The sequence below is a fragment of the Saccharobesus litoralis genome (assembly GCF_003063625.1).
Classification (GTDB): Bacteria; Pseudomonadota; Gammaproteobacteria; order Enterobacterales; family Alteromonadaceae; genus Saccharobesus; species Saccharobesus litoralis.
In genome coordinates this window covers 3,580,395-3,592,636 of sequence record NZ_CP026604.1, presented here as the reverse complement: position 1 = coordinate 3,592,636, position 12,242 = coordinate 3,580,395, and the positions used below count along the sequence as shown (strand labels likewise).

The 12,242-nt window shown below is 40.5% G+C and carries 10 protein-coding genes; 3 read left to right on the top strand and 7 right to left on the bottom strand.

The window, feature by feature from the left end; genetic code table 11:
• The first annotated feature begins 238 nt into the window (after positions 1-238).
• Together C2869_RS12845 and C2869_RS12840 are read left to right on the top strand one after the other, a co-directional pair.
• Complete coding sequence (locus C2869_RS12845) at positions 239-772, top strand: hypothetical protein (RefSeq protein ID WP_108603320.1); 534 nt, start codon at positions 239-241, stop codon at positions 770-772.
• A 48-nt stretch (positions 773-820) separates the two neighbouring features.
• Positions 821-1,903, top strand: a complete 1,083-nt coding sequence (locus C2869_RS12840; RefSeq protein ID WP_108603319.1) for a polysaccharide lyase family 7 protein — start codon at positions 821-823, stop codon at positions 1,901-1,903.
• 184 nt (positions 1,904-2,087) lie between these two features.
• On the opposite strand, the gene trmB is transcribed toward C2869_RS12840, so the two are convergent.
• Genes trmB through C2869_RS12825 form a run of 3 tightly spaced genes read right to left on the bottom strand, consistent with a single transcriptional unit; the run spans position 2,088 to position 4,491 of the window.
• Positions 2,088-2,741, bottom strand: coding sequence for a tRNA (guanine(46)-N(7))-methyltransferase TrmB (gene trmB / locus C2869_RS12835; protein ID WP_108603318.1), 654 nt, complete (start codon positions 2,739-2,741; stop codon positions 2,088-2,090).
• Positions 2,742-2,761: 20 nt separating this feature from the next.
• Positions 2,762-3,532, bottom strand: coding sequence for an ABC transporter permease (locus C2869_RS12830; RefSeq protein WP_108603317.1), 771 nt, complete (start codon positions 3,530-3,532; stop codon positions 2,762-2,764).
• Entirely contained in the window at positions 3,532-4,491 is a 960-nt protein-coding gene (locus C2869_RS12825; protein WP_108603316.1) for an ABC transporter ATP-binding protein, read from the bottom strand. The genes C2869_RS12830 and C2869_RS12825 overlap by 1 nt, the downstream gene beginning before the upstream one ends.
• 239 nt (positions 4,492-4,730) lie before the next feature.
• On the opposite strand from C2869_RS12825, the gene C2869_RS12820 reads away from it, so the two are divergent.
• A complete protein-coding gene (locus C2869_RS12820) occupies positions 4,731-5,351 on the top strand; it encodes a hypothetical protein (RefSeq protein WP_159084161.1) in 621 nt (206 codons plus the stop codon).
• A 26-nt stretch (positions 5,352-5,377) separates the two neighbouring features.
• Here the strand turns inward: C2869_RS12820 and C2869_RS12815 are convergent, their stop codons facing one another.
• Genes C2869_RS12815 through C2869_RS12800 form a run of 4 tightly spaced genes read right to left on the bottom strand, consistent with a single transcriptional unit; the run spans position 5,378 to position 12,176 of the window.
• Positions 5,378-6,088 carry an efflux RND transporter periplasmic adaptor subunit gene (locus tag C2869_RS12815; RefSeq protein ID WP_108603314.1) on the bottom strand — a complete coding sequence of 237 codons (711 nt, stop codon included), beginning with the start codon at positions 6,086-6,088 and terminating at the stop codon, positions 5,378-5,380.
• Entirely contained in the window at positions 6,088-8,070 is a 1,983-nt protein-coding gene (locus C2869_RS12810) for a preprotein translocase subunit SecA (RefSeq protein ID WP_108603313.1), read from the bottom strand. Before C2869_RS12810 ends, C2869_RS12815 begins: the two co-directional genes overlap by 1 nt.
• Positions 8,070-10,247, bottom strand: a complete 2,178-nt coding sequence (locus C2869_RS12805) for a peptidase M50 (protein WP_159084160.1) — start codon at positions 10,245-10,247, stop codon at positions 8,070-8,072. The genes C2869_RS12810 and C2869_RS12805 overlap by 1 nt, the downstream gene beginning before the upstream one ends.
• A gap of 12 nt (positions 10,248-10,259) precedes the next feature.
• On the bottom strand, positions 10,260-12,176 hold the full coding sequence (locus tag C2869_RS12800) for an efflux RND transporter periplasmic adaptor subunit (protein WP_108603311.1): 1,917 nt from the start codon (positions 12,174-12,176) through the stop codon (positions 10,260-10,262).
• Between the last annotated feature and the right edge of the window lie 66 nt (positions 12,177-12,242).

The following is a 12,242-nucleotide window of genomic DNA, read 5'->3' as shown; positions in this document are numbered from 1 at the left end:
AATAATTCACGCCTTTAATCTTGCGTGCCTTTCTAAATATAGTGTTAATGGTCACAAGCTCGACAGGTCATAAACTTTGCGTCTAATTTATTAAATAAAGTGTATTAAACAACAATATCGAGCATTATTGTCATACCAATATTTTAATACACCCTATAAAACTTATTATTGACATAACACTTTGGTAAAAACATAATCTATAAATTATTATTTACACACCAATCTGGTATAACCAATCATGTTAAAAGTTAAACTGTTATCAAAAACATTAGTTTGCACTCTGTCTTTACTTTATATGAGTTCATCTATCGCTGGCGACAATACCATTGGCTCAACCCTGAATAAAAAAGTTGATCTGACCTTAGCTGAAATTCCCGCCAGCATACTCAGCAGCATTGCAAAATCTCATCCTGGCTTTACTGCCAAGCAAGCTGAAAAAGAATTTAAACATGGCAAAACCTATATCGATATCGAAGGCCTTGATGCAAAAGGCAACGAAATCGAATTTGACTTACTGCAAGTTGGTGAGCAATGGCAGATCGTTGAAATTCAACGTGATTTGTCTATCGAACAATGTCCAGCTCAAGTATTAACTCGCTTAAAAGCGGCCCATCCAACTATTGCGCCCAAGCGTATTATTGAAAGTGACCAAGGTGATGGGGTGATTATTTACGAATTTTATACGGTCGACACTCAAGGGAAAGAAGCTAAATACGAGGTTAAATTAGCCAACGGGACAGCACAATTACTTACGCAAGAGTGGCAACACTAAACACAAGCTTTTCTTCTTTCTCCGTTCTTTTTTCTAAGGGTAAAGACCATGAAATTAAAAAATATCACATTTGTAACCATTAGGTTATTAACACTTATCTTCGTTTTTACCCTTAGCGCCTGTGGCAGCTCAAGCAATAAAAATGGTAATAATCCATTACTTAACCAAGGTACGGAGCAAGACACAGAACAAGACAAAGAGCAAACGCCAACAGAGCCAGTAACCCCAACTGAGCCTGATTCGGCCAATTTATCCGACCCCAGCCCTGATTTATCTAAAAAGCCCAACGAATTAGGGATCGAGTTAAATGATTGGTATTTAAGTATTCCTACAGACGAAGACGGCAATGGCAAATCAGATTCCATTAGTGAAACTGAGCTTGTTAATGGCTATAGCAATTCAGCCTATTTTTATGCGTCTGTTGACGGCGGCCTAGTTTTTAAAAGCCCAAGTCAAGGTTATAAAACATCAACCAATACCAAATATGTTCGAGTTGAATTAAGAGAAATGTTACGTCGCGGTAATCGCTCAATTAAAACTCAAGGTGTCAATTTAAACAATTGGGTGTTTTCATCGGCATCAAGTGGTGAACAAGCCAGTGCGGGTGGTGTTGATGGTGAATTAAACGCAACACTGGCGGTTAATCATGTCACCACAACGGGTGAAACCTATCAAATAGGTCGAGTGATTATTGGTCAAATTCATGCTAACGACGACGAGCCCATTCGCCTTTACTATCGCAAATTACCCAATAACGATAAAGGCGCAATTTACTATGCACATGAGCCAATTGGTAAAGACGATGTATACGTTGAAATGATAGGCAGTCGTGCTAATAGTACGTCTAACCCTAGCGACGGGATTGCGTTAAACGAAAAGTTCAGCTATCAAATAAAAGTGATAGGTAATGAATTAAAGGTGACAATTTCTCGCCCAAATAAAGATGACATCATTAGCTATTACGACATGTCAAACAGTGGCTATGATTTAGGTGGTCAATATATGTATTTTAAAGCTGGAGTTTATAATCAAAACAACTCGAGTGACAGTGACGACTATGTACAAGCAACATTTTACCAAATAAAGAATAGTCATGCTGGCTATGCATATAGCGAGACGACCCAAGACTAATATAATCTTCTCGCTCAAGTTTTTATGGTTCGTTGTCAGCGCTTACATATTGTACCTGCAGGATAGCAGGTACTTAGGATTTGTCGGGAATAAAATCCACCCTAAAAGTGGTCAAACAAAATGCGTTTTTAAGTTAGCAAATATTGAAGAAAACAGTGAAAACGAACCGTTTTATTCAAGCGGCTTAAAGCTGGGCTTGTAACTGGTAAATAGCTTGACCACTTAGCACATATTTTTTCTCGAATGGCGTGATAAAAGGCTCAGGTTGAATTTGTTTTACGATCGCTTTATGCCCTGCTATTTCCAAAGCTTTGGCAAACTCCTCGAGATAAATAGGCCAGTTGCTACGCATTTCTAATTGTCCACCCAACGCCACAATACTCGGGAATGCCGCCGAGCCATGCCAACGACGCTGCAAATGAGCTGATTTAGGCCAAGGGTTTGGATACAAAATTTTATGCAACTCAGGTTGCCAGTTAGCCGCCACAGCTAAACGATAAAAGTCATTTAAATCTGCTCGCGCTAAAATTAAATTACTGGCATCCGGCTCTGTGCGCTCACGGTTCAAACGGTCGGCCGATTTGTCTATCCCCACTACCCAGTGGTCTGGATATTGCTTGGCTAAATAACGCGAGCTATCACCCACACCACAGCAAGCATCAAAAATTAAAGGCTTGGGATCCGCTTTAATTTGCTGATCAATCAACTCAAATACTTGCCGTGTATGGTCTGCAATGGGCTTTTTAAATTCATGCGTGAGGTGTTTGTTAACCACCTTTTCTAAACTATCGTGTATTCCCGCTTGATTAGACTCAATACTGCGCGAGTTAGCTTGCATAGAACTCTCTCATCTTAAAATTAGGAACGAATACCAAAGCCTTTACCTAACAGGTAATAAGCAAGGCTAAATAATACAATGACACTTCCCACTAACACACTAAACGCAATGGTTAACGACACATCAGAGTAGCCAATAAAGCCATAACGAAACGCATTAACCATATATAAGATAGGATTAAATTGACTCACTTGCTGACCTATTTCAGGCAACATACTCAGTGAATAAAATACACCGCCTAAATAGGTTAACGGCGCGAGGATAAACGTAGGAATAATACTAATATCGTCAAACGTTTTAGCAAAAATCGCGTTTAATAAGCCGCCAAGGGCGAATAACATTGCGGTTAAAATAGCGGTCACTACCACGATAAAGTAATTATGTATTTGCAGATCAACAAAGCTCAAAGCCACAATTGACACAATAAGGCCAACCAGCATGGCGCGTAGCATACCGCCTGCTATAAAACCAAGAATAATGACAACATTAGGGACAGGCGCGACGAGTAGCTCTTCTACATTGCGCTGAAACTTAGCGCTAAAAAAGGATGAAGCGACGTTTGAATATGAATTATTAATGATAGCTAGCATGACTAAACCAGGCATAATAAATTCAACGTAAGCGAATCCTTCTAATTCACCAACTCGCGAACCAATAAGCTGGCCGAAAATGACAAAATATAATGTCATGGTGATAGCTGGCGGCACTAAAGTTTGTACCCATATTCTTAAAAATCGTGTGCATTCTTTTACCACTAACGCGTTAAATGCAACGCCGTAATTACCCAGCATTATGTTTTGTCCTTACTATTCTTTGTATCATTCGACTGTGTTTTAACTAGTGGTTTCTCAACCATAGAAACAAATAACTCTTCTAAACGATTGGCCTTATTACGCATACTTAACACTTGAACACCTTGTTCAGTCAGCAATTGAAATACCGCATTGAGACCAGCACTTTTTTCTACATCCACTTCTAACGTATGACTATCAGTTAAGCGTGTTTGATAACCTGCTAAATCGATAGTTGATAAATCCTGATCTAAGTCGAGAATAAAAGTTTCCGTATTTAATTGACTCAACAACGCTTTCATTGAGGTATTTTCAACAATACGCCCGCCATTAATAATAGCGATATTGCGGCATAACATTTCAGCTTCTTCTAAATAATGCGTAGTCAAAATGATCGTAATACCTTGCTGATTAATTTCCTTTAAAAACTCCCACATAGAACGACGTATCTCGATGTCGACGCCGGCTGTTGGCTCATCAAGGATCAATAGCTTAGGTTCATGCATTAATGCTCGCGCTATCATTAAGCGCCGCTTCATACCGCCAGACAAAGCACGAGCACGTTCGTCTTTCTTTTCCCACAAACCAATTTGCTTAAGGTATTTTTCAGAGCGCTTTATCGCTTCACCGCGCGGCACACCATAATAGCCAGCTTGATTAACCACAATTTGCTGTACTGTTTCAAACTGATTAAAGTTAAATTCTTGTGGTACTAGGCCAATTTGCTGTTTAGCTTTATTTAACTCATCGTCCAAACAATAGCCGAACACATCAACCTTACCTGAAGACTTATTCACTAAAGAACTAATAATGCCAATAGTCGTAGATTTTCCGGCGCCATTTGGTCCTAGTAAAGCAAAAAAGTCGCCCTGCTCTACCGTAAGATTAATGCCTTTAAGCGCTTCGGTGCCGCCTTTATAGGTTTTTGTTAAATTGCTGATTGCCAACGCTTTAGTCATAAAATGGCTCAAGTTATAGAAAGTAATGGATTAGCGCAATCTACTCAAAATGGGGGTAACCTTATCAATATCAAGTTTTTAAACCTGAATCTTTATAGGGTTATTACTTGGCTTACTAATTGCTTATGCTAATTGCTATTAATTAATTGCACAGCGTCCCGTTGCAAGCCTATTGGCAAGGCTATAATGCGGAACAGCCTTGTTGTTTGATCAAACTTTTTACTGAGTTATAACCCTTGATGAAATACAGATATCTCACCTCTGTTGTCGTGCTAATTATTAGCGCGTGTTCATCTATGGATTATCACCAACACGTTGCCAGCGAGTTTGCCTATCGCGGCTACGGCTATCCTAAAGCCAACTCAACTAATCAATCTATCCCGCTAAACACCCCCGCTAATGTGGCTGTTCCCGTCGATGAAAGGCAGGTCGTCGTCGTAGAATCACCCTCTATTATCAACCCGCTTCCATCACAATATAATCCACAAACGCCTTCGCTAGTGGCCAGTAAAATTCAATTTCAACTGCCGTTTTTCGCCGAACGTATATACTACGAATTACAATCACGCAGCTCACCACAAGTCATGCGGCACCTGCGTATTTTAAACTTGAGCTATCAAGGCCCAAGCCGAGAAATCCAAGGTATACGTGATAAATTACACGGCTTATTAGTAGAGCAAGTGCGTAAAAGCGGCGAGTTTTTGCAGATGACAGCAAGAGACTCGGCAAACAATAACCGTTTTCAGCTCAGCGGCCACATAGAGTTGGTGAATTTACAACTCGAAGTCGTGGTAAAAATAACTGACACCACCTCGGATAAAGCCATTGCCGAATATGTACTTTCAGTTCCGTATGTGTAGGTTGATTAATCTTTGGTGTACACACCCTAATAAATCATTTGGCATTTTTGTCCTGCAGGAATAAGACTATTGGGATTAGCAACTTGCAAGCGTAAACCAAACGTTTCGCTACGAGGATCAATAATAGGGTCAATTGCCACAATACTCGCGCTAACTTTGCTTGCCAATGGGATCCCAAGCTGCAAGTCTACTTGTTGTGCCAGCTTGAACTCGCCAAACAAACTTTGTTTTAATATCACCTCTGCATACAAAGGATCCGTGGCCACCAATCTAAAAACGGGTTTGTTATCGACCAATTCCCCCTTTTCAATAAGACGCTCTACTATATAGCCTGATATTGGGCTAACTATGTCAGTCATGTTTAAATCAACTTCTGCGGCTTTTGCTTCTAACTGAGCAATACGCAAATCAGTTAATAATTCATCCGCTTCTTCTTGCGAAATTAATTCTGCGTCCAATAGCTCTTGATTACGCTGAACTTTACGTTGTAAAAAATCGACTTTTGCTGTTGCTAAATCAAGTTGCGCCTGTTGTATTTTTGCCAGTAAGCTACTCAACTTTTGACCTTTTTGTACTTTATCACCACGTTCAACATGATGCTCAGCGATAACACCTGGCACCGCACTTGCCACTTTTATGTCTTTACTTGGGTTAAGTACACAACTGACATTGGCATTCACTTGCCAAGTCATAAATAGAAAAAACAAAATATAGGATTTAGCTCGGCGTATTGTCATTATTCTTCACCTGCAAAAGTTAATAATTCTTGTTGTTGACGACTATTTTTTTGTAATTTACGCCGTGTATTAAAATGTTGTTGTTCAATTTCAACTTGTGTTTGTCTGATTAACCAAAATAAAAATCGGCTAGTTTGCCACTTTTCAAGTTTTAACCATTTAGTTAATAACCAACGCTTCCAACTTGGCATATATTGAGTTAACAAATCATCTTCTAAAGAGATAAAATAACTGTACGCTCCCGGATCACCTTGGCGAGCACATCGACCAATTAATTGCCTATCAATACGCGAGGCTTCTTGTAACTCTGTCACAATGACAAATAAACCACCCGCTTGGCGACTCAGGTTGTTTAACTTAATATCCGTTCCTCGCCCAGCCATGCTCGTGGCTATAGTCACCTTACCAGCCTGTCCAGCTTGACTAATAATATAAGCCTCTTGTGCATCTTGTTTTGCATTCAAAAGCTGATATTCGACGCCTTGACTTGATAAGTAATCGGCTATTTTTTCCGAATTTTCAACCGAAGAAGTGCCAATTAAAACGGGCTGCCCCGCTTGGCTTAAGCGTTTACTTAACGCCGCAATCGCCAAGTATTTACTGGTTAAATCACAAAATAAATGCTGCCCATGATACTGACGTAAATCGGGTTTGTTTTTCGGGATGCCAACAACTGTTTTTTGATAAGTATTACCAAATTCACTGGCTACTTCTTTAACCGTACCTGACATGCCCCCCCAATAATGAAACCGCGTAAAAAATGCCGGATAATTAATTTTAGCTAAAGTAACGTTAGGAGGTGTTACTTCGCATTGTTCTTTCAATTCAATCAGTTGCTGAATACCTTGACTCCAACTGCGGTCCGGCATGACCCGCCCAGTATGTTCATCGACAATTTGCACCTTACCCTTAATGACAATGTAATCTTTGTTACAAGTAAACAAATGCAATGCAACCAAGGCTTGTTGCACTAAAGCTTCTCTGCGTAATCGTCCCGCCCATATGCCTTGAAATTGATCCACATACTCATTGAGAAACATTGAACCAGCCGCGGTTAACTCAACTTGTTTTGCAGCCGTATGCACAACAAAATGTTCACTTATCTGCATTGTTTTCGCCACTTGCAAAGCTAATTGCCAAGCCGCTAACTCGGCTTGATTCACTTCGCTTTTGCCTGAAATGATTAACGGTGTTCGAGCTTCATCAACCAGAACACTGTCTGCTTCATCAACAATGGCAAAATGTAAACCATCTAACAAAAGCTGCTGCGACACATCTTGTAAGTTTAAAACTGCCGCAGCGCGTTTTATCGCGTGGGTTTGTTGGGCTAATAAAATACGGTCTTTAAGATAATCAAACGTTAACTCAGTATTAGTGCAATAAACAATATCCGTTTGATAAGCCAATTGGCGTTTGGCTTTATTCTGCCCCGCAATAACAATACCCACAGTCAAACCAAAAGAGTGATACAAAGACATCATTTCGCTCGCGTCTCGTTCGGTTAAATAATCATTTACACTAATTACATGAACTTTTATTCCGGCTAGTGCCGCCGTTATTGCGGGTAATGTCGCGACAAGTGTTTTCCCTTCACCGGTCGCCATTTCTGCTACATGCCCAGTCAAAATGGCGAACCCACCCTGTAACTGAGCGGGGTAGTGAGCCATACCTAAAGTACGACGAGCCGATTCGCGAATGAGAGCAAAAACATCTATTACTACCGGCATCGACAACCCATGAGCGACTCGTTTTTTAATATCGACAATCCGTTGCTGCAAAGCGTCATTAGTTAACTTTGATAATCGCTCATCCTGCTGCAATACTTCATTCGCAAACTGATGGAAAGCTGAGTTCTCTGCTTGATAATTACGTTTATATTTTATCTTTAGATAGAGTGAATCCAGCCATGACGGTTCGACTGATTTATTTTCAGAACGATATACCCGACCTTGGGCATGCCGTCTAGGAAATACAAAGCCCATTACAGATCAAACCGCCGAAGTAATAAGCGACGAATATCTCGATACCAGCGATAAATGATGGGCTCAGCAGGATGAGTTATTTTTACATAAACACGCTCATCTATCGTCGCTGGTACAGGTTGCTCTAATGTAAGTGAGATAGTAAAAAAATGGTCGAGGCTTTGCATTTTTTGCGTCTGAGGTAAGCCCGATGTGTCATGTTCTGATGAGGATTTTTTATCAGGTAAAAGTTCAATTTCTCCACCACTTTGTCCAGCCAATACCGGACTTAGTAACGTTTGATGCGCTTGGGGGGTTACCACTGTGATTTTAGCCCTGTGGTTATTAGCCATATTTGAACTAAATCGCACATCGAGGTATTCATTAAGTTTAATTAAATCAATATCATCCTCACTGACACTCGCCTTAAGCGTATCAAAATGACTAGGCAGTATATAACCTAATAGTTGACCACGCTGTACATAAGCTCCCAGCAAACTTTGCTCTGGCAGCCAGACAAGTTGGCCAGATTGCGAAGCTTTTACAACCAAGTCTTGTTGCCGCTGCAATTGCCTTGCTAATACTTTTTGTAAGCCTGCTAATTCAGACTGCACAATTTGCAATTGCACTGAATCTCTAGCAACATCGACTAATCTAGCTTCTAACTCGGCTATTTGTGCCGATGTCACTTGAATATCTTTACTTAATTGCTCTGACTGCAAAAACATTAGTGCTTGATGCTGGGTTACGTTTTTCTGACTTGGTTCAATTATGTCCGTTACTAACCCCGCACTGTGGCTCACGATTCGATTTTTTTCAGGTACCCATGTAACGCCTTGGATCGTTGTGGTCATAGGCATAGGCACCACAAACAATAACAAAATCAAGCTACTTAAAAAAAGTGCACTGGCTCGCAACGCTTTACCACGTAAATGAGGTGCTGAATGTGTTTTTGCCATATTAATTAACGTACGAAATAAAGGAATAAACATTGTCGTTGTGGTGGACCATACTAGCAAAACAACACCCGCAAAAAGGTATTCTTGCGCAACAAATAAGGCAATAGCGACAAATATCAGCATTCGATAAACAAAAGCCGCTATTCCATAACAAAATAACCAAAGCTTACCGGACTGCAGGGCTTCAGGATCTTGCTCGTGTTTTAACCACAAGCCATAGCGCTTAAATATATATCCGACATACTTATTTGCCCGCTGCGCCAAATTAGGTAGTTCTAACCAATCAGACAACACATAATAAGCATCAAATTTGAGTAATGGATTACCATTAAATAGCAATGAAGATAAGCCTGCTGTCATCATGACAAAATAGGCAACAGAGCGGGTATGGCTCGGTTCAACAGTCAACCAAACAATCCCAGCCAATGCGGCTAATGTGAGTTCAGCAATGATGCCGGATGCGGCAACCAACATGCGATGATACTTATTGGAAAAACTAATAGAACTACTGGCGTCAATATAAGGTACAGGAAACAACACTAAAAACAGGATCCCCATTTCATTAACACTTCCACCAAAGCGTTTTACCGCATAACCATGAGCAAACTCATGGATTAGCTTTATGAAAGGATAAACTAAAAGCATCATTAAAATGCCACTGGGTTGCAACAATTTGTCGGCCAAATTTTCAGTTAAAACTTGGCTTTGCTCCGCCAAACCCAAGGCAGAGAATAACCACAGCAACAATATAGTTAGCCCGCAAATCGGATTAAACACCCCCCGAGCCAGCCAAGCTGTTCGCGATATAAAAGAATGAGGGTTTAACAAGGGGACTTTAATACTGAATGGTGAGTTCCATTGCTTGAAGCGTTTTTGCAGCTGTTTTTTTGTTTGCTGTTGGGTGAGTAATGCTAAATCTGGGCAATCGCCCGCATGTAAAACATTGGCACGGTGCAATTTAGCTAACAATTCTATCACTTCATCTTGCGACGGCATATCATCGCCTAATTGTTCACTAACCTGTAGCCAAATTTGCTCTACACTCAGTTTACCATTTAATAAACCAATAACACGCCACGCTTGAGGCGTAAATCGATGAAATTGGCCAGTTGTTTCATCTTGTAATAAATACCAAACTTGCTGGCGATATTCATGGCGATAAATTTGAGCATGCTGACGAAGTTTAGGTTTTAAGTCCCGTACGCGATACCAATTTTCACTAAAAATTGCAGTCATCATGACAATGAATATCTAGCCCCAAAAACGCCATAATTGCAGTTGAAACCACTCGATAACATCACGAGACCAAATACTTAATTGCAACCGTTCATCAATGTAAATTTTAGCTACGCCTTGCATCCCTGGGCGTAAACGTTGCATGAACTCTTGATCTACGTTATTAAACTGACCTTCAAGCAAATAAGTACTTTTACCTTCCCCTGCTTGTGCTACTGGCGTAATACGGCTAACCGTAAACTGTAATTGCGTATTGGGAAGTGACTTAAGAATTAACCGACCGTTTTGGCCCACTTGCGTATCTAAAACACGACTTTCCGGTACCTGAATATGCAGCCGGTATTCACCGGTAGCCGCCAATGTAAATAACGATTCGCCCCTGCGTACTGCATCGCCCAACCTTTGAGACAAATCACCTTGGATTAATGTGCCAGCAAATGGCGCCGCTAAATCCGCACGTTGTAATTGACTGTTTACCAAGTCCAACTCAGCCTGCGCTTGTGCCAATTGCGCTTGCAGTATATTTATTTTAGCGCGATCAAATTCACCTTGAGCTTGATTTAGCTCTCCACGTAATTTACTTAATTGGGATTGCCATTTAATTTTTTCTAAGCCTAAATCTTTTTTATCCAAGCTCGCTAAAATTTGATGTTGTTTAACCCTATCTCCCGCCTTAGCCTGGCTATTTTCGATATAACCATCGTAAGGCGCGCTTATTGTAAATTGTTGCAAACTATAAGTTTGAGCGTCAGCAGCTAACCAATATTCACTGTGCCAAAGACTGAATAGCAAAGAGACACTGGCGAGTGCAGCCACGGCCAACTTTCTATTTGGATAGCCCCTGCCAACTAGTTTTTGCCAGTGCGTCAATCCCCTGTTTTGTAATTGTTTAATGATGGGCTGTTCTGCATTATGCTTATCAAACAACACTTGTGACAATAGAACACATATGGCTTGTATCCAACTTTGTTCCTGCGCGGAAAATGGCATATTACCCGCGCGTTCTAAAATAACCGCAGCAAAAGCAAACTCATCTTGCCCTTGGTTATACAAAGGAATCGACAGCACCGCACTATTACCTTGCATCTGCGACAGTTTGCGTGTTGCATGATTTATCAAATAATGTGCTTTGGTATGCTGTTTGTCGTCAGAAGGTTTACCCTGGTTATCAAGACTTTCGTCGGGCACCGCCAGTAAGCAGTTTTGTTCAACAGACTCTAACATGGCATCTTGTATTTGCGTGGTTAACGCCAGCTTTTTGCTAAAATCAATGCTATTGGACAAACAAACCAATTCAACTTTTTGATTTTTGGCTAATCCTAAAGACACACGATCACAATGAAACTGCGTTGCGAGATCACTACAAAAAGCTTGCCCTGCCGATTCAAAATCCAATTTAGCGATTACGTTAGCAAGAATATTGTGAGCCGAAGTGATTTGTAAGTTTTGCTGGCAAACTCGCTTGTTTTTTTCCTGCTGCAAGTAAAAAGCTAAAAAGCCGCTCCCCCATTCTAAGTGCCCCATAATGGCATTCAATTCAGTTTGATGCTGAATATAGAGCGCCAAACAAACAATAGTCTGAATTTGGTTATCTATAATCAATGGAAAACCAGCAATAACATTGATTTTGCTAACCGGTTGCTCAGCTTCAGTTGCTAACTCGGCTTTAATAGGGATAACCAAGCCGCATTTCTCTTGCTCAATTCGCTGAAGTATATTTGAAAAGCAATCTAGTTCTGTATTTAGCGACGGATAACGGGCAAGCAGTTGCTTCTGGTTATCATCTGTATAACTCAGCAAAGCGGCTTTTATTACTTTCTGGCGACCAATTAACATCACTTGTGTTTTAAGAAAATCTATATAGAAATTAGCTGTGCCAGAAGCGGGGAAATGTTGCCAAAGCTCTGCACCATCTGTAGTGGTGTTATTCATTTATGTTGCATTCTTATTATGAGTATATAAAAGCTATAGCTGATGCTAGCGCGATACGCCAGCATA

Bases quoted from the DNA above. Each gene is read 5' to 3' on its own strand.
- C2869_RS12800 (WP_108603311.1), bottom strand. From the start codon at position 12,176: ATGAATAACACCACTACAGATGGTGCAGAGCTTTGGCAACATTTCCCC.
- C2869_RS12805 (WP_159084160.1), bottom strand. From the start codon at position 10,247: ATGATGACTGCAATTTTTAGTGAAAATTGGTATCGCGTACGGGACTTA.
- C2869_RS12810 (WP_108603313.1), bottom strand. From the start codon at position 8,070: ATGGGCTTTGTATTTCCTAGACGGCATGCCCAAGGTCGGGTATATCGT.
- C2869_RS12825 (WP_108603316.1), bottom strand. From the start codon at position 4,491: ATGACTAAAGCGTTGGCAATCAGCAATTTAACAAAAACCTATAAAGGC.
- C2869_RS12845 (WP_108603320.1), top strand. From the start codon at position 239: ATGTTAAAAGTTAAACTGTTATCAAAAACATTAGTTTGCACTCTGTCT.
- C2869_RS12815 (WP_108603314.1), bottom strand. From the start codon at position 6,088: ATGACAATACGCCGAGCTAAATCCTATATTTTGTTTTTTCTATTTATG.
- C2869_RS12840 (WP_108603319.1), top strand. From the start codon at position 821: ATGAAATTAAAAAATATCACATTTGTAACCATTAGGTTATTAACACTT.
- trmB (WP_108603318.1), bottom strand. From the start codon at position 2,741: ATGCAAGCTAACTCGCGCAGTATTGAGTCTAATCAAGCGGGAATACAC.
- C2869_RS12830 (WP_108603317.1), bottom strand. From the start codon at position 3,532: ATGCTGGGTAATTACGGCGTTGCATTTAACGCGTTAGTGGTAAAAGAA.
- C2869_RS12820 (WP_159084161.1), top strand. From the start codon at position 4,731: ATGAAATACAGATATCTCACCTCTGTTGTCGTGCTAATTATTAGCGCG.